The 19,668-nt window shown below is 70.0% G+C and carries 14 protein-coding genes, 1 pseudogene and 1 riboswitch; of the genes and pseudogenes, 9 read left to right on the forward strand and 6 right to left on the reverse strand.

The genetic code is table 11. The features are described from left to right. The first annotated feature begins 188 nt into the window (after positions 1-188). The 8 genes from HF885_RS00600 to HF885_RS00635 all read left to right on the forward strand — a co-directional run bounded on the left by HF885_RS00600 (position 189) and on the right by HF885_RS00635 (position 12,599). Complete coding sequence (locus tag HF885_RS00600) at positions 189-1,334, forward strand: exonuclease SbcCD subunit D (RefSeq protein ID WP_170103045.1); 1,146 nt, start codon at positions 189-191, stop codon at positions 1,332-1,334. Beyond that, positions 1,335-4,607, forward strand: coding sequence for an AAA family ATPase (locus HF885_RS00605; protein ID WP_170103046.1), 3,273 nt, complete (start codon positions 1,335-1,337; stop codon positions 4,605-4,607). Positions 4,608-4,732: 125 nt separating this feature from the next. Beyond that, entirely contained in the window at positions 4,733-6,730 is a 1,998-nt protein-coding gene (locus tag HF885_RS00610; RefSeq protein WP_170103047.1) for a BMP family ABC transporter substrate-binding protein, read from the forward strand. Beyond that, positions 6,723-7,454, forward strand: a complete 732-nt coding sequence (locus HF885_RS00615; protein WP_170103048.1) for a metallophosphoesterase family protein — start codon at positions 6,723-6,725, stop codon at positions 7,452-7,454. Before HF885_RS00610 ends, HF885_RS00615 begins: the two co-directional genes overlap by 8 nt. Positions 7,455-7,487: 33 nt before the next feature. Continuing rightward, entirely contained in the window at positions 7,488-8,378 is an 891-nt protein-coding gene (locus HF885_RS00620; RefSeq protein WP_170103049.1) for an EamA family transporter, read from the forward strand. 135 nt (positions 8,379-8,513) lie between these two features. Further along, positions 8,514-9,017 (forward strand): MarR family winged helix-turn-helix transcriptional regulator, encoded by a 504-nt coding sequence (locus HF885_RS00625; protein ID WP_170103050.1) that lies wholly within the window; start codon positions 8,514-8,516, stop codon positions 9,015-9,017. After that, positions 9,014-10,810 (forward strand): ABC transporter ATP-binding protein, encoded by a 1,797-nt coding sequence (locus tag HF885_RS00630; RefSeq protein ID WP_170103051.1) that lies wholly within the window; start codon positions 9,014-9,016, stop codon positions 10,808-10,810. Before HF885_RS00625 ends, HF885_RS00630 begins: the two co-directional genes overlap by 4 nt. Next, entirely contained in the window at positions 10,803-12,599 is a 1,797-nt protein-coding gene (locus HF885_RS00635) for an ABC transporter ATP-binding protein (protein ID WP_170103052.1), read from the forward strand. The genes HF885_RS00630 and HF885_RS00635 overlap by 8 nt, the downstream gene beginning before the upstream one ends. A 21-nt stretch (positions 12,600-12,620) precedes the next feature. Here HF885_RS00635 and HF885_RS00640 read toward each other — a convergent pair whose 3' ends face one another. The 4 genes and pseudogenes from HF885_RS00640 to HF885_RS00650 all read right to left on the reverse strand — a co-directional run bounded on the left by HF885_RS00640 (position 12,621) and on the right by HF885_RS00650 (position 15,964). Then, on the reverse strand, positions 12,621-13,421 hold the full coding sequence (locus HF885_RS00640) for an energy-coupling factor transporter transmembrane component T family protein (RefSeq protein WP_170103053.1): 801 nt from the start codon (positions 13,419-13,421) through the stop codon (positions 12,621-12,623). Further along, positions 13,421-14,494: an ATP-binding cassette domain-containing protein gene (locus HF885_RS10685; RefSeq protein ID WP_419197817.1), complete on the reverse strand. Its 1,074-nt coding sequence runs from the start codon at positions 14,492-14,494 to the stop codon at positions 13,421-13,423. The genes HF885_RS00640 and HF885_RS10685 overlap by 1 nt, the downstream gene beginning before the upstream one ends. Before the next feature lie 21 nt (positions 14,495-14,515). Beyond that, positions 14,516-15,376, reverse strand: a pseudogene (locus tag HF885_RS10690) (ATP-binding cassette domain-containing protein); the annotation flags it as partial. A gap of 3 nt (positions 15,377-15,379) precedes the next feature. Continuing rightward, the gene (locus HF885_RS00650) at positions 15,380-15,964 is read right to left on the reverse strand and encodes an ECF transporter S component (protein ID WP_206109707.1); all 585 of its coding nucleotides are present in this window, start codon (positions 15,962-15,964) and stop codon (positions 15,380-15,382) included. A gap of 5 nt (positions 15,965-15,969) precedes the next feature. Next, positions 15,970-16,106: riboswitch (FMN riboswitch) on the reverse strand. Positions 16,107-16,322: 216 nt separating this feature from the next. Here HF885_RS00650 and murB point away from each other — a divergent pair. Then, on the forward strand, positions 16,323-17,246 hold the full coding sequence (gene murB / locus HF885_RS00655; RefSeq protein ID WP_090863331.1) for a UDP-N-acetylmuramate dehydrogenase: 924 nt from the start codon (positions 16,323-16,325) through the stop codon (positions 17,244-17,246). Here murB and HF885_RS10600 read toward each other — a convergent pair. Together HF885_RS10600 and HF885_RS00665 are read right to left on the reverse strand one after the other, a co-directional pair. Then, complete coding sequence (locus HF885_RS10600; protein ID WP_170103056.1) at positions 17,183-18,265, reverse strand: serine hydrolase; 1,083 nt, start codon at positions 18,263-18,265, stop codon at positions 17,183-17,185. The two genes, murB and HF885_RS10600, sit on opposite strands and share 64 nt — an antisense overlap. Positions 18,266-18,284: 19 nt before the next feature. Next, the gene (locus tag HF885_RS00665; protein ID WP_170103057.1) at positions 18,285-19,649 is read right to left on the reverse strand and encodes a PFL family protein; all 1,365 of its coding nucleotides are present in this window, start codon (positions 19,647-19,649) and stop codon (positions 18,285-18,287) included. Positions 19,650-19,668 lie beyond the last annotated feature (19 nt).

Consider the following 19,668-nt stretch of genomic DNA (forward strand, 5'->3'; position numbering starts at 1 on the left):
AATCATAGCCCGCGACCGTGCGCAATGCGTCGCGGCCCCCGTAAATCCCTCGTTACGCGCAAAGTGCGCCAGCGCGTGCGGCGCGATCGCCACTCCGGGGGAATTAATGTCCACTCGCATTGCTAGAATCGATTCTCACATTCGGCCCGCGCGCCGGCGCGGGCCCGGGAGCTTTGGGGGCGGTGCGATTGAGGCTACTTCACCTGGCGGACCTTCACATTGGCAAGCGCGTGTGCGACTTTCCCATGATCGGCGACCAGCGGCACGTCCTGGGGCAGGTGCTGGACCTGCTCCGCACGGGCGCGGTGGATGCGCTCCTGGTCGCGGGTGACGTGTATGACAAGTCGCAGCCCAGCTCGGAGGCCGTGGCGCTTGTGGACTGGTTCCTCCAGGGGGTGGCAGACTCCGGCGTCCCGGCGATCGTGATTCCCGGCAACCACGACTCCGCGGAGCGCGTGGCCTACGCGGGCGGGCTGCTGTCGCGCCAGGGCATCCACATGGCGCCGGCGTTCGACGGCCGCATAGAGCCCGTCATGCTCGCGGACGAGCACGGTCCCGTCGCGGTGTGGCCCATCCCGTTTCTGCACCCGGCGCAGATTCGCCACTTCCTGCCAGACGCGAAGGCGGACACGTACACGGACGCGTTCCGCGCGCTCGTGGCGTCGCTTCCGCTCGATGCGTCCGCAAGGAACGTCGCCGTGGCGCACCAGTTCGTGACGGCGGCGGGCGTGGCGCCCGAGCGCAGCGACTCAGAGGTCTCGGTCGGCGGGCTCGACAACGTGGACGCCGGCGTGTTCGACCCGTTCGACTACGTCGCGCTCGGCCACATCCACCGCGCGCAGCGCGTCGGGCGCGACTGCGTGCGCTATGCCGGCTCGCTTCTGAAGTACTCGCTGTCAGAGGCGGACTACGACAAGTCCGCGCCCCTCGTGACGCTGGGTCCCAAGGGAGAAGAGCCCGGCATCGAGCTTGTGCCCCTCACGCCGCTGCACGACCTCAGGCGCATTCGCGGCCCGCTCGCGGAGCTCGTGAGCGCGGACGTCGTTTCCGCGGCGGATGCGCAGGACTACCTGCACGTGGTCCTGACGGACCAAGACCCGCAGGTCAACGCCATGGCACGCCTGCGCGACGCCTACCCAAACGTCATGAGCATCGAGTACGACAACGCGCGCACGCGTGCCGCCGGCGCGCAGGCGGATGCGCCCACGGAGGAGCCGCGGGAAAGCCCGCTCGAGCTCTTCTCGCAGTTCTACGAGGCTCAGAACGGCGTCGCGCCCACGGAGCGCCAGCTTGCCATCGCGCGGGAGGAGCTCGAGGGGATAGGGGTGATGTAGATGAGGCCGACCAAGCTCACCATGAGCGCCTTCGGCCCGTACGCGGGCCAGGCAAGCATCGACTTCTCGCTTCTGGGGACGTCTGGCATCTACCTGATCTGCGGCGACACCGGCGCCGGAAAGACCACCATATTCGACGCGATATCGTTCGCCCTGTATGGCGAGCCGAGCGGCAGCTTCCGCAAGGCGCGCACGCTCAGGAGCGACTTCGCGGCACCCGACGTGAAGACGTACGTGGAGCTGGAGTTCGAGCACCGCGGCCGCCGCTACCGCTTGCTGCGCAACCCCGCGTACGAGCGGCCGAAGCTCCGCGGCGAGGGCACCACGACGGAGGGCCCGGACGCGACGCTGTGGGAGCTCGACAGTCCGGAGCGGCCGCCCGTCACGCGGACCGCCGCGGTGAACGCGCGCGTGCTGGAGCTTCTGGGCATCGACCGCGACCAGTTCTCGCAGATCGTGATGATCGCGCAGGGCGACTTCCGCAAGCTGCTCTCCGCGGACACCAAGGAGCGCGCCGCCATCCTGCGCAAGCTGTTTGGCACGGAGCCGTACCTCGCCTTCGAGCGCGCGCTCGCAAGGCGCCAGCGCGAGCTCGAGAAGGGCAGCCAGTCCGTCACGGACCAGCTTCGCGGCATCATGTCGCTTGCGAGCGTGGAGGGCGAGGCCCGCGCGGCGGAGCTCGGGCGTCTGCAGTCGCTTGCGGCGCCGGACGCGGACGCCCTCGTGGCGCTGCTGGACGCGCAGGAGAAGGACGACGCCGCGGAGGCCGGCTCCCTGGACGGGGAGGCCTCGCGCCTTCGCGAGCGGGAAGACGACCTGAAGGCGCGGCTCGACCTTGCGGCCCAGACCGACGAGGCGGAAGGCGCCCTCGCGGACGCCACGGCAGGGGTCGGGGCGGCGACGGCCCGGATGTCGACGCGCAAGGCGGAGCTCGCGAGCGCGGAGGATGCGGCGAAGGGCGCGCCTGAGCTTGCGCGGAAGGCCGCGGCCCTTGCCGCGGAGCTGCCCGCCTACGACGAGCTCGAGCGCGCGAACGCGGAGGTGGCGACCGCGGAGGGCAAGGCCCGGGAGGCGCGGGCGGAGCTTGGGAAGACGGAGGACGCCCTGGGCGAGAAGGACGCCTCCCTCGCCCGGGCGCGCGACGCGGCGCGCGAGCTTGCCGGCGCCCCCGCGGAGCTGGAGCGCGCGAAGGCGTCCCGCGCCGAGGCGGGGCGCGCGCAGGAGGCCGCCGCGAAGGCGGTGCGCGACTGCGAGGAGCTGCGGCGCCGCACGGCGACGGTGGAGGGCCTTTCCGCGAAGGCGACGGCCGCGTCGTCTGCGCTCGAGCAGGCGGAGGAGAGGCAGGCGGCGGCTCGCGAGGAGGTCGCCGACCTGGAGTCCGCGGAGGCGCTTCACGCGGGGGCTCCAGAGCGCCTCGCACGTGCGACCGCGGCTTCCAAGGACGTGGAGCGGCGCCTCGCGGAGCTGGAGAGATCTTGCGGGGAGCTGGAAGAGCGTACCCGGGAGGCTGACGAGGCCCGCGCGGCGTGGGAGAGCAAGAGGTCGCTCCACCTGGACGCGAGGAAGGCGTTCGACGAGGCCCAGGCGCGCTACGCGGCTGCGGAGCGCGCGTTTCTCGACGGCCAGGCCGGAATCATGGCAAGCGCCCTTGCGCCTGGGGCGGCGTGCCCGGTCTGCGGGTCGACGGAACACCCTCACCTTGCGGCGTCATCCGCGGAGGTACCCACGGAGGGGCAGGTCAAGGCCGCGGAGCGGGCGGCCGACGCCGCGAGGGAGAGGTTCCAGGACGCGGCCGCGCAGGCGGCCGACTCCCACGCGCGGCTCGACGCGTCGCAGGCGGAGCTGTCGCGCCTGGTCGCTGAGACCGGGGGCGAGGGCGCGCTCGCGAAGGAGCGCGCCGCGCTTGCGGCAAAGCGCGACGCGGCCGGCGGCGAGGAGGCCGCCGCGAAGGCGGAGGTAGTCGCCTTGGCGGACGTGCGGAAGAGGCGGGACGCCGCCCGCAAGAGGCTCGAGGACGCCGGCCGGGACGTCGAGGAGGCGAGGTCCCGCAGGGTCGCCGCGGACAGGGAGCTTGCGGCGGCGAAATCCGGCCTCGAGGAGTTCTCCTCCGCGCTGGACGAGAAGGACGTCGAGGCGGCTCGCGCACGGAAACGCGCGTGCGACGGCGCGCTGGAGGCGGCGCTCGAGGCAGAGCGTGACGCCCGCGCCCGCGTGGACGCCGGCGCCGCCGCGTCGGCGGCAGCGGAGCGACTCGCGGGTGACGTGGAGGACCTTCGCTCCCGGCGCGACGCGCGGCGCGAGGCGCTGGTCGGCCTGGGACGCGACGTGGCCTCCGCGACCGCGCGCGCACGTCAGATAGCGACGGGGCTGAGCTTCGGGAGCAGGGCGGAGGCCAAGCGGCAGCTCGATCGCGTGGAGGCCGCATGCCGCGCCCTGGAGGAGGGCCTGGCCTCCGCCCGCGACGCCTACGAGGAGGCTCGCCGCGGCGAGGCCGCCGCGAAGGCGGGCCGGAAGTCGGCGCAGGAGCGACTGGATGCGCTGCTGCGGCGGGGCAGGGTGGACAGGGACGCCACCGACGCGGAGCTCGCCCAGGTACGCGAGGAGCTCGACCGGCTCGTGGGGAGGCAGGCCGCCCTGACGTCGCGCAGGAGCTCGAACGCGGGAATGAGGAAGAGGCTCCGGCGCCTGGGCAAGCAGGCCCTCGAGGTGGAGAAGAGCTACGGGGAGGTGAAGGCGCTCGCCCAGACCGCGGCGGGGCAGCTTTCCGGCAAGGAGCGCCTGAGCTTCGAGACCTACCTACAGGCACGGTGGTTCGACCGCGTGATCCACGCCGCGAACCGCAGGCTCTCCGTCATGACGAACGGGAGGTTCGAGCTCGAGCGCCACCGCGGCCAGCAGACGGGCACGGGCGGCTCGCAGTCCGGTCTCGAGCTGGACGTGCGCGACACGTTCACGGGCAAGCCGCGACCGGCCTCGACGCTTTCGGGCGGCGAGTCGTTCAAGGCGTCGCTCTCGCTCGCGCTCGGCCTCTCGGACGTGGTGCAGGCCAGTGCCGGCGGGGTCCAGCTGGACGCGATGTTCGTGGACGAGGGCTTCGGCACGCTCGACCAGGAGTCGCTCGGGCTCGCGGTCAGGACGCTCTCGGACCTCACGGGGTCGAACAAGCTCGTCGGCATCATCAGTCACGTCGAGGAGCTGCAGGAGTCCATCGGCCGCAGGGTCGTGGTCGAGGCCGGCCGCGACGGGTCGAGCGTGCACGTGGAGCTGGAGTAGGACGCCGCGACACCGCGTCCCGCTCTTGCGCTATCGTTTGTCCATGCGCCCGTCCCGTGGCGGGGCGGCCCGGCTCACCTTACCCAGTGGCGCGACGCGTCCGCAAGACGAGGGATGGTACCAGCATGATCGAGGACTACAAGAAGGCTCTGCGCCAGGGCGAGCGCGACAGCAAGGCCGACGTCGCCGCCGGCCGCTACCCGCATCCGCCCGTGCTCGACGAGCTCGTGCCCAACAATCGCTCGCTCGGCCAGAAGAGCCTCGGCATCATGCAGATTCCGCTGTCCATGGTGGTGGGCACGCGCACCGCGGGCCGGCAGGACGCGTTCTCGCGCACGTTCATGCCCATGCTCGGCGTGCGCACGGAGTTCGCGACGAAGTGGTCGCACCTCTATGACGCGCAGATGAGCGAGGGCTTCCGCGACCCCGTGAAGGTGTACGAGTACCTGCATCGCTTCTACGTGGAGGAGGGCAACAAGAGGACGTCCGTCCTCAAGTACCTCGAGTCCCCCTCCATCGAGGCCGACGTGATCAGGATCCTGCCCGATGACCGCCCCGCGCCCGAGCGCGCGTCGGGCGACGCCCCGGCCGAGAATGGCGCGGCCTCCGCGGACGAGGGCGAGGACGTCGCGCCCGGCGTCGACCTCTATCGGGAGTTCCTCGAGTTCTGGAACGCGGTCCCAACCTACGACATCGAGTTCACGAGGCCCGGGGCCTACCGTAGGCTCGCGTCCCACCTCGGTCGCGACCTCGACTCGCCTTGGCCGGAGGAGGCCGTCAGGCAGCTTCGCTCCGTCTACCTCTTCTTCAGGTCCGTGTACCTGAAGGCGGGTGGCGCGCACCTCGACATCACGCCTGCGGACGCGATGCTCACCTACATGGACGTGTACGGGTCGAGCCACATGCTCGAGACCCCCTCGCCCCTGCTCAGGGCCAGACTCGCCCGCATCTGGGCGGAGTTCGCGTCCCGCGGGCCGTCCAGCGCCCCCGTTCTCGTGGGGGAGCCCGTAAGGGAGTCCGGCGGCGCGATGTCCTTCCTCTCGGGAGGGGGAGGCTACACCGGCCAGCGGCCGCTCGTCGCGGCCTTCGCCTACGCCGGCACGCTCGAGGACGACTACTGGGCGCGTGCGCACGACAGGGGCCGGCAAGAGCTCGAGAGGCACTACGGCGGCATCGTGCGCACGCTCTCGTACGAGGGCTGCGAGGACGAGGCGACGTTCGCGGCCGCCGTGAGCGACGCCGCCTCCCAGGGCGCGGAGGTGTTCTTCTCGTGCTCACCGAAGCTCATGGACGTGACGGTGCGGGCCGCGGCGGAGTACCCCCACACAAGCTTCCTCAACTGCTCGGTCAACCTCTCTCACGGTCTGGTCCGCTCCTACTACGGCCGCATGTACGAGGCAAAGTTCATCGCCGGCGCCCTCGCGGCGAGCCTGGCGGACAACCACGTCATCGCCTATCGGGTGAGCCTGCCCCCGTGCGGCGCCGTCGCAGAGGCGAACGCCTTCGCCGAGGGTGCGGCCATGGTCGACCCAAGGGCAAGGGTGGTGCTGGAGTGGACCGACCACGGCGTCAGCGGCATAGGGAAGCTGGTGGAGAAGGGCATCACCATGATCTCTGGCGCGGACGTCACCGCACCGTTCGACGACCCGCTGGCCCACGGCCTCTTCAAGGTGGTCGACGGCAAGGTCAGAAACATCGCCGTACCCACGTGGAACTGGGGCCGCTACTACCAGATCATCGTGGACAGCCTCCTCAAAGGGGAGCTTCCCGGCATCCTCACCCAGGACGGCGACGGCCTTCCCGCGGGTCCGCGCGCGGTGACGTACCTGTACGGCATGTCGTCGGGGGTCATCGACCTCATGCTGTCCCCGGAGCTGCCGTACGGCTCCCGCAAGCTCGCGAGCGTCCTTCGCCGCGCCGTGTCCTCCGGCGCCGTCGGCCCGTTCGACGGCGAGCTCGTCGACCGCGACGGCATCGTGCGGTCGGGGGCGGCCGACCGCCTCACAAGCAACCAGATCGTGGGGATGGACTGGCTTGCCCAGAACATCGAGGGCGACTTCCCCGCGAGGCTGCGCCCCGCGCGCGTCGCGGCGTCCGGGCTGGGGGCAGATGCCGATGCCTGACGCAACGCTCAAGATACTCGCCATCGCGGACGTGGAGGAGCGCTCGCTGTGGAGCACTGGCGTCGACCAGCGCTACAAGGACGTCGACCTCGTGCTCGCGGCCGGAGACCTCGACGCGGACTACCTTGAGTACCTGGTCACCGTCATCAACAAGCCGCTGCTGTACGTTCACGGCAACCATGACGAGGGCTACGTTCGCAACCCGCCCCGCGGCTGCATCTGCGTGGACGACGCCGCGTACGTGTACCGCGGCCTCAGGATCGTGGGGCTGGGAGGCTCCCGGCGCTACCGCGAGGGGACGTACATGTACACGGAGCGGCAGATGCGCCGTCGCGTCCGCAGGGTCTCCCGGCAGGTGAGGATGCTCGGCGGGTTCGACCTCCTGCTCGCCCACGCGCCGGTGCTCGGCGTCGGCGACTTGGACGACATCCCGCACCGCGGCTTCGAGTCGCTCGGCCAGATGTGCGAGCGCTGGCAGCCCCAGTACCTGGTGCACGGGCACGTCCACAAGGGCTACTCCGCGCAGTTCGTGCGCGAGCGCGCGCTGGCGGGCGGCACGCGCTCGCTCAACGCGTTCGGGCACGTCACGTTCGAGGTCCGCGTGCCCAAGTTGTCGTATGGTTGGAAGCAGTCGGTCATCAACAGACATACGCTCAAGGTGAGCGACGAGCTCACCGCCCAGGAGGAGGGCATCCTGGGCGCCGGGTGGTCGTACGACCTCTGACGGCGCCGGTCGCGCCGGGAAGGGACGGTTCACATGTGGCTCATGGCGGCGGTAGGCTCCGCGCTCTTCGCGGGCGTGACGTCCATACTCGCCAAGCTCGGCATCAGGAAGACGGACTCTGACGTTGCCACGGCCGTCAGGACCATCGTCGTGCTGGCGTTCTCGTGGCTCATGGCCCTCGTGACGGGGCAGGTCGGCGCCATCGGCACGCTCACGGCAAGGGCGTGGGCGTTTCTCGCCCTGTCGGGCGTCGCGACGGGAGCGAGCTGGATCTGCTACTTCAAGGCGCTCTCCATGGGCGACGTCAACAAGGTCGTCCCCATCGACAAGACGTCCTCCGTCCTCACGATACTTCTGGCCATCGTCCTGTTTGGCGAGGTGAACAACCTTGCGGTCAAGCTTCTGGGCTCCGTGGCCATCCTCGCGGGCACGCTCCTCATGGTCCAGCGCGCGGGCGAGAAGGGCGCGGACGCCTCGGCCGCGGGACGTTCCGGGAACGCCTACCTCGCCTATGCCGTGGCCTCCGCCGTCTTCGCGGCGCTTACCTCGATCTTGGCGAAGGTCGGCATCGAGGGGGTGCCGTCGAACCTGGCGACGGCGGTGCGCACCTGCTTCGTCCTCGCGATGGCGTGGGTCGTGGTCGGCATGCGCGGAAAGCTCCCGCAGGCGCGCCTGGACGCGCTCGACGCCCGCGAGTTCGCCTTCATCTGCCTGTCCGGCATCGCCACGGGCGCAAGCTGGCTGTGCTACTACTTCGCCATCCAGAACGGCCCCGTGAGCGTCGTCGTGCCCGTGGACAAGCTGTCCATCCTCGTGTCCATGGCGTTTGCGGCCGCGGTGTTCCACGAGCGCTACACGGCTCGCTCGCTCACGGGCCTCGCGCTCATCACGGTTGCGACCGTCGCCATGGCCGTCTGGGCGTAGCGCCCGCGCCGGGCCCGCGCCAGGTCTCGCGCGCGCCGCCCGCCCAAGCGGCGCCTTCGGCTTGCGCCTTGTCCGATTTCGGATTAGCATGTCAAAAGCTGTACGAATTCGGATATACGTTACGCGGGAGGAAAGGTGTCATCACACCAAGAGGGGGAGCCGCCCCAGGGCGACGTCCCCAGCGTCAGGACGATAGACTCCATCTTTCGAGAGTCTGACCGCCTGTACTACGAGGTGGCGCGCGGCTGCGGCCTCTCCAACGCCGCGTTCTGGTCGCTCGTCACCATCGTCATCCGCGGCGGGGCCACCCAGGGCCAGATCGCGGAGGACACGGCGTACTCGCGCCAGACGGTGAACTCCGCCGTCAAGTCGCTCGAGTCACGCGGGCTCGTCGCCATCGCCTTCGAGGAGGGAAGCCGTCGCAACAAGATGGTGTCCCTCACCGCGGAGGGCACGGCGTTCTGCGCGCGCAACGTCCGCCCCGCCATGGACGCGGAGGAGCGCGCGTTCGCCTCGCTGTCGCTGCGCGACCGCAGGGAGTTCGCCCGCCTCGTCCGCATCTACGTGGACGCGATCGACGTCGAGCTCGGGCACGTCATGGAATCAAGGTCTAAGCACAGGGAAGGGGGTGGCAGATGAGCAAGGACGCATCGGGCGAGAAGGGCGTGGAGAAAGACTACAGCAAGTCGGCCTCGTTCCGGCTGCTGCTCAGGCTCGTCGCCCCGTACAGGCGGCTCGCGCTTCTCACCGTCCTCGCGCTTCTCTGCGACATAACGGGCATGCTCTACATCCCGACGGAGCTCTCTGCCCTCATCAACACCGCCGTGTCCTCCACGGACGCCGGCGGCATGCTCGCCCACGGCATCTCGATGCTCGTCGCGGCCGTTGTGGGGTCGGGCGGCTGCCTCGTGTCGTACTGGCTGGCAAGCCGCCTGGCCGCGCGCGTGGGCAGGGACATGCGCGTCGCGGTGTACGAGAAGTCGCTCGAGCTCGGCGGATACGACTTCGACCAGCTTGGGACGGGCTCCATGATCACCCGCACGCTTTCGGACGCGAACGTCGTGCAACAGACGTTTCTCATGACGTTTATCATGCTCGCGCCCGTTCCCGTCATCTGCGTGGTCGCCATCGTGCTCGCGTTCGGGATCGACTACGTGATGGGATGGCTCCTTCTGGCCATCACCCTGGTCATGGGCGCGGTCATGGTCGTGGCGGTCAAGGTGAGCGCCCCGATCTTCCTGGTGCTCCAGGGGTTCATCGACAACATGAACACGCGCCTGCGCGAGACGATAACGGGCATCCGCGTCATCCGTGCGTTCGGCCGCGAGGACGCGGAGCGCAGGAACCTCGACGCCACGTTCGAGGACTACGCGAGAAACGCCATCCACGTGAACCTCGTGTTCGCCACGGCCGACTGCATGACGTTCTTCCTGATGAACGTGGTCGAGGTCCTGGTGGTGTGGCTCGGCGCAGACCGCGTCGGCGTGCACGCCATGCAGATAGGATCGATATCCGCGCTGGTGGAGTACGCGATGCTCATCATGTTCTTCATGATGATGGGGCAGTTCGCCATCCTGCAGCTGCCCCGTGCCATGGCGTGTCTCACCCGCGCCTCCGAGGTGCTTGCCGTCGAGCCCCGCGTGAGGGACCGGGAGGCTCCGGCGGCGCTTGTCGCGGCGGACCCGACCGTCCCCGTCGCGCGCTTCGACCACGTGAGCTTCCGCTTTGCGGACGCGGACGAGGACACCCTGCGCGACCTCAGCTTCAGCCTGAGTCGCGGGGAGGTTACGGCCGTCATAGGGTCGACGGGCTCCGGCAAGTCGACCATCGCGAAGATGCTCCTGCGCTTCCACGACGTGACGGACGGCCGCGTCGAGTTCCTCGGCCGGGACGTGAGGGGCGTGGGCCAGCACGAGCTGAGGGACCACATAGCGTACGTCCCCCAGAAGGCGTGGCTCTTCTCGGGCACCATCGCCCAGAACCTGAGGGACGGCAACCCCGACGCGACGGACGAGGAGCTGTGGCACGCCGTGGACGTGGCGCAGGGCGCGTTCGTGCACGAGCTTCCCGACGGCCTGGACGCGCGCGTGTCCCAGGGCGGCTCGAACTTCAGCGGCGGCCAGCGACAGCGCCTGGCCATCGCACGCGCGCTCGCGCGCAAGGCCGACCTGTACGTGTTCGACGACTCGTTCAGCGCGCTCGACTACAAGACGGACGCCCGGCTGCGCCACGCCATCCGCGCGGAGCTTGCCGACGCGGCGGTGCTCATCATCGCGCAGCGCGTGAGCACCATACGCGACGCGGCGCAGATCGTGGTGCTGCGCGACGGAGAGGTCGTGGGCCTAGGCACGCACGACGAGCTGCTTGCCACGTGCCCCACGTACCTGGCAATCGCAGAGTCCCAGGAAAGGGGAGGTGACGACGATGAGTGAGGAAGAGGAGAAGGACGTGCCGACCAACGGTCGGGCCACCGCGCTGAGGCTCTGGAGGTCCGCGGCCGGCATACGCTGGCGCCTTGTGGTCGCCGCCGTCGCGGCTGTGCTGTACGTCGCGACCGACCTCGCGACACCCGTGTACGCCGCAAGCCTCATCGACCACCTGTGGGCTGGCATCCAGAGGGCGTTCGCGAGCGGGCGGACGTTTCGCGTCACCATGGAGAACGGTGGCGTTGACATCCTGGTCTACCTGGGCATCTGGATGCTTGCGTGGGCGTTCTACAGCGTGCAGTCCCTGGTGATGGCAAGCTTCGCGGAGCGGCTGAACCTGAAGCTGCGCGAGGAGATATCGCGCAAGGTCGAGCGCCTGCCGCTCCGCTACTTCGACTCGCACAAGCCGGGTGACACCATCAGCCGCGCCACGAACGACCTGGACAAGGTGTCAGAGGTCCTGCAGCGCGGCCTGCTGCAGATCATCATCTCGGCAATCACCCTCGTGGGCGCGCTCGTCCTCATGGCACGCATGAGCCTGCTGCTCACGGGCGTGTTCCTGGCGTTCGCGGTGCTGTCGGCCGTCCTCACGAAGGTCGTGGCCGCGCGGACGCTCGCCGTGGCGGCAAGGCGCCAGGACGTGCTCGGCCGCCTGACGGGTCGGGTGGAGGAGGCGTACAGCGGCCGCGCCGTCATCAAGGCGTTCGGCCGCGAGGAGGAGTCCCTCGCCCGGGTGCGCGAGGACGCCGAGGAGCTTGCGCAGGTGAGCGCCCACGCGGACTTCCTCACGAACGCCATCTCGCCGGCCATCCGCTTCCTCATGAGGCTGGCGCAGGTCATCTGCGGCGTGCTCGCGGGCGGCATGCTCGTGGCGGGCCGGATCACCGTCGGCACGTTCCAGGCGTTCTTCCAGTACGTCCTCAAGGCGTCCGAGCCGCTGACGCAGCTGTCTCTTACCCTGAACATGCTGCAGGGCGCCCTCGCGGCGGCGGAGCGCGTGTTCGTCCTGCTTGACGAGGAGGAGGTCGTGCCGGATCCCAAGGAGCCGGCGACGCTTGCGGAGCCCGTCCGCGGCCGCGTCGCGTTCGAGCACGTGCGCTTTGGCTACGCGCCGGACAAGCCGCTCATGCGCGACGTGAGCTTCGTGGCGAGGCCCGGCCAGAAGGTGGCCATCGTGGGCCAGACCGGCGCCGGCAAGACGACCCTCATCAACCTCCTCATGCGCTTCTACGAGGTGGACGGGGGCCGCATCACGCTGGACGGGACGGACACGAGGAGCCTTGCCCGCGCGGACCTGCGCCGCCAGTTTGGCATGGTGCTGCAGGACTCGTGGCTGTTCGAGGGCACCGTTGCGCAGAACATCGCGTACGGCCACCCCGGCGCCACGCGCGAGGAGGTGGAGGCCGCCGCCCGCGCCGCGCACGTGGACTACTTCGTGCGCACGCTGCCGGAGGGCTACGACACCATGCTCGCGAACGACGCGGAGAACGTGAGCCAGGGCCAGCGCCAGCTGCTCACCATCGCGCGCGCGATGCTCACGGACCCGGCGATCCTCATTCTGGACGAGGCGACCTCGAGCGTGGACACGCGCACGGAGCAGTACATCACCCGCGCGATGGAGGCGATCATGGCGGACCGCACGAGCTTCGTGATCGCGCACCGGCTCTCGACCATCGTGGACGCGGACCTCATCCTGGTGATGGACCACGGCGACATCGTCGAGAAGGGCTCGCATCGCGAGCTGCTGGAGCAAGACGGGGTGTACGCGGACCTCTATCGCAGCCAGTTTGCCTAGCGCCTCTTGCCCGGCGCTCCGCTATGCGGCGCCGAGCGCGAGCAGCGCCGCGACGTAGGCGGCGCAGACGGCGCAGGCGAGCCAGTCGGCGCGGCGCATGCGCAGCGGGTGCCAGTGCGTGCGGCCGGAGCCGCCCTCGTAGCCGCGGGCGTCGAGCGCGCGCGAGAGCCCCTCCGCGTGGTGGGCGGAGCTTGCGAGCAGCGCCACGAGCACGGGGCCGATCGCGCGCACGCGGTGCGCGAACGAGCCTTCCGACACGGCGCCGCCGCGCGCGGTCTGGGCGTCCAGGATCGCGGAGGCCTCGTCGGCGATGGTGGGGATGAAGCGCAGCATGAGCGAGAAGACCATGGCGAGCTCGTGCCCGGGCAGGCCCACGCGCGAAAGCGGCGACAGGCACGCCTCGAACGCGTCCGTCAGCTGGGTGGGGGTGGTGGTGAGCAGGATGAGCGCGCCCATGAGGATGGCGATGGTGAAGCGCAGCGGGTAGCACACGGCCCACCACAGGCCCATGCTCGTGACGCGCGCGGGGCCAAGCGAGAAGAGCGTGGCGCCTTCGCCCACGTAGAAGAGGTTGAAGAGGCCGAGCACGCACAGCAGCACCACGAGTGGGCGGATGGACTGCGCCACCTGGCGAAGCGGCACCTTCGAGAGCGCGACGACCTCGAGCGCGAACGCGAGGCCGAGCGCCAGCTGGAGGGGCGTCTGGATGAAGAACACAGTCACCATGACCGCGAGGGCGCAGGCCAGCTTCGCGCGCGGGTCGAGCCGGTGGATGCGGGAGTCGCGGGGCAGGTACTGTCCCATGCGAATGCGAAGTGCCATCAGCGCGCCTCCCGGTGATTGCCCAGGTCGCCTGGCGCGGGAGCTGCGGCCGAGGCGCCCGCCGCGGCGTGCGTGGCGAGCGCCGCGAGGGCGTCTGCCAGCGCGTCCGTCGTGAGTGGCGCCGCGTGGGGCGCAAGGTCGAGCGCAAGGCCCGCCTCCGTGAGGTCGCGCGCCCACGAGAGCGGGCGCGGCAGCCCCAGGCCGCACGTGCGGAGCCTCTGCTCGTGCGCGACGGCGAAGACGTCGCGGGGCGCGCCCTGGGCGAGCACGTGCGCGTTGTCGAGCACGATCACGTGGTCACAGCGGGCGGCGTCGTCCATGGAGTGCGTGACCTGGACGATGGTGACGCCGCGTGCCGAGAGCGCGCCGAGTATGGCACGGAGATCCTCTCGCCCGCGGGGGTCGAGGCTGGCGGTGGGCTCGTCCAGCACCAGGGTCTGCGGGCGCATGGCGAGGATCCCGGCGATGGCGCACAGGCGCTGCTGGCCACCGGAGAGGTCGAACGGGGAGGCCTCGCGCAGGTCTGACAGGCCCACGAGCTCGAGCGCGCGTGCGACGCGGCGGTCGACATCGGGGGAGGACAGGCCCATGTTGCGCGGGCCGTACGCGACGTCCTGCGCGACGGTTTGGGCGAAGAGCTGCCGCTCCGGGTGCTGCATGACGTAGCCGATCCTCTGGTGCACGAGGCGGCGGTCGCGCTTGCGGGCGGTGTCGACGCCGTCGACCACAATGTGCCCGGCGTCCGGCACCTCGAGTGCGCACATGAGCCTGACGAGCGTGGACTTGCCGGAGCCCGTCTGGCCCACGATGGCCGTGACCAGCCCGCGCGGGATGGAGAGGCTGACGCCGTCGAGCGCCTGGCGGCGCACGCCCCGTGCCGTGACGTCGCCGGCGTAGCTGTAGCTGACGTTCGCGACGATGACGGCGCCCTCGGGCGCGGCGGACGTCCGTGCCGCCGAGGGGGACGCGCTCTTCTCGCCCGCGGCGTCCGTGGCGCCTGGGGCGGCCGGTGCGCACGTGCGCAGGATGGCGCCCCTGAGCACGCGTGCGTCGCATGTCCAGGGGACGCTCACGCCGCGGGCCCGCAGGCGCTCTGCCAGGCGCGCGGCAAACGGCGCCTCCAGCCCCATGCGGCGCAGCTCCTCTGCGTGCGAGAAGACCTCCTCCGGCGTGCCGGAAAGCGCGACTTTTCCCTTGAGCATCACGATGACGCGGTCCGCGGCGAGGGCCTCCTCCATGAAGTGCGTGACGTGGACCTGCGTGCAGCCGGCCTTCTGCAGCCGCGCCATGACGTGCATGACGCCGCGCCGCCCGCGCACGTCCAGAAGGGCGCCGGGCTCGTCCAGCACGAGCACCGCCGGCTCCAGCGCGAGCGCGCCTGCCAGCGCGACGCGCTGCTTCTGCCCGCCGGAGAGCCTGGTGGGGTCCGCCTTCGCAAAGTCCTGCATCGCGACGCGCGACAGCTCGCGCCGCACGCGCTCGCCGATCTGGCCCGCCGGGACGCCCAGGTTCTCTGGGCCGAAGGCGACGTCCTCCTCCACGACGGTCGTCACGATCTGGTCGTCCGGGTTCTGGAACACCAGCCCCAGGCTGCGGCGCGCGCGTCGGTATGCCGCGAAGTCCGGCCGGCCGTCCGCCATGACGCGCTCGCCCACGAGGTCGACGGTGCCCTCGTCCGGCGCGAGCAGCCCGCACAGCACGGACGCGAGCGTGGACTTGCCCGAGCCGTTTGGCCCGAGCACGCACACGCGCTCGCCGGGCGCCACGGAAAGGCTCACGTCGCGGAGCGCCTGCACGCCGCCGTCGAAGTGAAGGCTCACGTGCGAGAGCGAGAGCGCCGGCGCGGGGGAGAGGCGCCGCGCGGGCGAGAGGGGCGCGGCGGCCCGAGGCCGAACGTCCTTCTCGCCCGCGACGCTACGCCCCGTGGGCGTGGTGGTGTCCTGCGTGGCAGACAACTGCTAGTTTCCCAGCGCCTTGGTGACCGGCTTGTAGATGAGGGCGCACACGACGGCGTTGATGACGACCTTCAGCACGTTGAACGGCAGGAGTGCCGGCACGATGAGCGCGATGACGTCTGCGGTGGCCATGTGCGCGTACAACGGCGTCACCACGATGTTAGCCAGGATGCACGCGCAGACGCTCGCGACGGCGCCCAGCACCATGCCGACGATGGCGCCGCGCAGGGTGGTGTCGCGCTTGTAGACGAGGGAGGCGGGCAGCACCATGGAGATGGTGGCGACGATCGCCATGACCATGCCCCAGAAGCCAGACGCGGTGGCGATGTGGGGCAGGTAGCTGATGACGCTCACGACGGCGCCCGTGGCCGGGCCAAACGCGAAGCCCGCGATGAGGCAGACGATGGCGGACGGGTCGTACTTGAGCCAGGGGACGGCCGGCAGGATCGGGAACTCCACAAACAGCGTGCAGATTGCCGCAAGCGCGCAGAACAGCGCCGTTACGGCGATGCGCTTGGTGCTCCAGCCCGAGCCCTGCTCGGTGGTGGAGTGAGAGTCGTGACGTGCGACGGAAGAACTCTGTGCCATGGTGGCCTCCGTTTCTTTCATCCGGACTATAACCGTTGGTCCTGGACTTTGACCAGGTCAGCCGCTCTTTTTGTTGCGGCGCGCGGACTTGGGCCTTGCCCCTACCGCCAGTGGGGAATCTCACCCCGCCCTGAAACTGACACGTTGACCATAGCACGTGACGCTGGCGCGTGGCGAGAAATCTTTTTACGTGTGCGTGGCGTGTGATCGGTGAAAAGCGGGCGATTTGTGGGCATCTGACAGGCTGCTATACTTTTGAGGATGCTTACACAGCAGAGAAGAGCAGCGCTTTGACATGCGACGCCGCACGTGCGGCGACCTTACGCGTGCGGCGACTTTTGAGGAGAGTGATTGCGGCATGTCCGACGGTGACTACCACTTGGATACGCTGAACTGGCGACTTCGCGCCATCGTGGGCGAGGAGAACGTGAGCCAGATGGAGCCCATGAGCGAGCACACGACCTTCCGCATTGGGGGTCCGGCGGACCTCTACGTGGTTCCAGACGACGTTGAGGAGGTGGCGGACGTCATCGCGGCGTGCAGGGAGGAGCACGTTCCCTACTTTGTGCTGGGGTGCGGCAGCGACCTTCTGGTGAGCGACGACGGCTACCGCGGCGTGATCGTCGCCCTGGCCGACGGCCTCACCAACGTGAGCGTCGACGGCGAGGAGATGACGTGCCAGGCGGGCGTCACGCTCAAGGAAGCGTCCGAGATGGCCTGCGAGCTGGGGCTTTCTGGACTTGAGTTTGCCTGCGGCATCCCGGGTTCCGTTGGCGGCGCCTGCTTCATGAACGCCGGCGCGTACGGCGGCTGCACGGCGGACGTGCTCCAGAGCGTGCGCGCCCTCATGCCGGACGGCTCCGTGCAGACCATCCCCGCGGACGAGCTGAACCTGGGCTACCGTCAGAGCCGCGTGAAGGACGACGGGCTGGTGGTGCTTTCCGCCACGTTCTCCCTGCGCGAGGACGACCCGGAGGACATCCGCGCGCGCATGGACGACTTCACGCAGCGCCGCGAGGATAAGCAGCCGCTGGAGCTTGCGAGCGCCGGCTCGACGTTCAAGCGGCCGGAGGGCTTCTTCGCGGGAAAGCTCATAACCGACGCCGGGCTGAAGGGCTACCAGGTGGGGGACGCCGCCGTGTCGAAGAAGCACGCCGGTTTCGTGGTGAACCTGGGCAACGCCTCCGCGGCGGACGTGCACGCCGTGATCGAGCACGTTCAGGACGAGGTCGACAGGCAGTTTGGCGTTCGGCTGGAGCCTGAGGTGCGCTTCCTGGGATAGCAGACGGCTGCGTCCACGGCCTGGGGCATCGCCTGGTCGACGGCCGCGGCGATGCCCTCGACCGCGCCGAAGTCCTCGGGCGCGTTCGAGAGTATCGAGACCACGTACGGGCCGCGCGGGCCCATCACGATGCCGGCGTCGTTCGTGACGGGGTCCGCGATGCCCTCGTCCACCGGGTACCATCCCGCCTTCGAAAGCGTCTGGCGCTTCTCGCCCAGCGCGTCCTTAATGGGCGACACGGCGCGGTTCGAGAGAAGCTCGAGCAGCGTGGCGCTGTGGCCCTTGCCGGAGGCCAGGTAGGCGTAGGCGTGCGCCCACTCCTGCGCAAGCTGGCGCGCCGTGCTGTGCGGGTAGTGCGGCGCGGCGTACGCGTCCACGCTGGGGTAGGCGCCGGATCCCACGTTGCCCCGGCGCAGCCACGCGGCAAAGCACGAGCGGCCCAGCCGGTCGGAAAGCGCCACGTAGGCGTCGTTGTCCGAGTTCAGGATGATCGGCGCCGCGTAGCGGTACGCGTCCGCGGCGTCCAGCGAGCCCGCATCCACCAGCTCCTGGTAGACGGATATGACGTACGGCCCCTTTATGGCGCTCGCGGTATAGAAGTCCGCGTCCGCGTCGTAGGTCACGGTCACGCCCGTGCGCAGGTCGCGCGCGCAGACTCCCACGACGTAGCCCCGCGCCTCGAGCGCGGATATCGTCTGGCGAAGCGACGCCACGGACGGCGCGGCCGAGAGGGACACGTCGCCGTCGATCGCGAGCTCGCCCTTGGGCGCGGGTGCGTCCTGCCCCTGGGCCTGGGGGGCTCCCACCTGCCGGCCGTGCGCGTGGCGGACGTGGCGCGCGACCGTGGCCTTGCCCGCGTCGACCCGTGCGGCGGCGCGCAGCGCGGGCTCGATGGAGTTCGCCCACGCCCCGCAGTACGCCGCGGCAACAAGAAGCGACGCCACGGCCACCTCGGCAAAGCCGTAGGGGAGGCCGTGGCGCCCTCGACCGTTTGCGTCTGGCACCTGCCTGTGGGTCACGCCGTCGGCACCTGGTTCCCTAGTTCTTGAGCGAGTTGATCGGCGCGGGGAAGCGGCCGCCGCGGTGCGCGAACACGTGGCCCGCGAACGGGTTCACGTGCTGCACGGGCGCGGTGCCAAACAGGCCGCCAAACTCCAGCACGTCACCCTCCTTGTGGCCGATGGCCGGGATCAGGCGGACGGCCGTCGTCTTGGTGTTGATGACGCCGATGGCCATCTCGTCCGCGATGATGCCGGCGATCGCCTCGACCGGGGTGTCGCCCGGGATGGCGATCATGTCGAGCCCGACGGAGCAGACGCAGGTCATGGCCTCGAGCTTCTCGATCGAGAGCGCGCCGTCCGCCGCCGCGCGGATCATGCCCGCGTCCTCGGACACCGGGATGAACGCGCCGGAGAGGCCGCCCACGCTGGAGCTCGCCATGACGCCGCCCTTCTTCACGCAGTCGTTCAGGAGCGCGAGCGCCGCCGTCGTGCCGGGGCCGCCGCACTCGCCGACGCCGATGATCTCCAGGATCTTCGCGACGGAGTCGCCCGCGGCGGGCGTGGGCGCCAGCGACAGGTCCACGATGCCCTTCTCCACGCCCAGGCGCCTGGACGCCTCGCGACTCATGAGCTCGCCGGCGCGGGTGATCTTGAACGCCGTCTGCTTGATCTTCTCGGCCACCTCCATGAGGCTCGCGTCCTCCGGCAGCTGCTCAAGCGCGGCCGCCATGACGCCGGGGCCGGAAACGCCCACGTTGATGACGGCGTCCGCCTCGCCGGAGCCGTGCGTGGCGCCCGCCATGAACGGCGAGTCCTCCACCATGTTCGCGAACACCACGAACTTGGCGGCGCCGTAGCAGTCTATGTCCGTGGTCGCCTTCGCGCAGTCGATCATGGTCTGCGCCGAGAGGAGCACGGCGTCCATGTTGATGCCCGCTCGGGTCGAGGCGATGTTCAGGGAGGAGCAGATGCGCTCCGTGCTCGCGACGGCGGAGGGGATCGATGCGATGAGCCGGCGGTCGGCGGACCCCATGCCCTTCTGCACCAGTGCGGAGAAGCCGCCCATGAAGTCGACCCCCAGCGTCTCGGCCGCGCGGTTCATGGCCTGGGCGATGGGGGTGAGGTCCTCGTCGTCGCACGCGGCGGCGATCTGCGCTATGGGCGTGACGGACACGCGCTTGTTCGCGATGGGGATGCCGTACTCGCGCTCCAGCTGCTCGGCCGTGGGGACCAGGCGCTCCGCCGTCTTCGTGATGCGGTCGTACACCTTGGTGCACATGCGGCCCATGTCCTCGTCGGCGCAGCCGAAGAGCGAGACGCCCATGGTGATGGTACGCAGGTCGAGGTTCTGCTGCGAGACCATGCTCAGGGTCTCTGCGACCTCTTCTGGGGTGATTGCCATTACTGCTCCTTGCCTGTGC

Source organism: Parafannyhessea umbonata (assembly GCF_012844235.1).
Taxonomy (GTDB): domain Bacteria; phylum Actinomycetota; class Coriobacteriia; order Coriobacteriales; family Atopobiaceae; genus Parafannyhessea.

Excerpts from the sequence above, each read along its gene's own strand:
- murB (WP_090863331.1), top strand. The coding sequence starts at position 16,323 with ATGTCCGACGGTGACTACCACTTGGATACGCTGAACTGGCGACTTCGC.
- HF885_RS00665 (WP_170103057.1), bottom strand. The coding sequence starts at position 19,649 with ATGGCAATCACCCCAGAAGAGGTCGCAGAGACCCTGAGCATGGTCTCG.
- HF885_RS00635 (WP_170103052.1), top strand. The coding sequence starts at position 10,803 with ATGAGTGAGGAAGAGGAGAAGGACGTGCCGACCAACGGTCGGGCCACC.
- HF885_RS00605 (WP_170103046.1), top strand. The coding sequence starts at position 1,335 with ATGAGGCCGACCAAGCTCACCATGAGCGCCTTCGGCCCGTACGCGGGC.
- HF885_RS00615 (WP_170103048.1), top strand. The coding sequence starts at position 6,723 with ATGCCTGACGCAACGCTCAAGATACTCGCCATCGCGGACGTGGAGGAG.
- HF885_RS00630 (WP_170103051.1), top strand. The coding sequence starts at position 9,014 with ATGAGCAAGGACGCATCGGGCGAGAAGGGCGTGGAGAAAGACTACAGC.
- HF885_RS00610 (WP_170103047.1), top strand. The coding sequence starts at position 4,733 with ATGATCGAGGACTACAAGAAGGCTCTGCGCCAGGGCGAGCGCGACAGC.
- HF885_RS00650 (WP_206109707.1), bottom strand. The coding sequence starts at position 15,964 with ATGGCACAGAGTTCTTCCGTCGCACGTCACGACTCTCACTCCACCACC.
- HF885_RS00620 (WP_170103049.1), top strand. The coding sequence starts at position 7,488 with ATGTGGCTCATGGCGGCGGTAGGCTCCGCGCTCTTCGCGGGCGTGACG.
- HF885_RS00640 (WP_170103053.1), bottom strand. The coding sequence starts at position 13,421 with ATGGCACTTCGCATTCGCATGGGACAGTACCTGCCCCGCGACTCCCGC.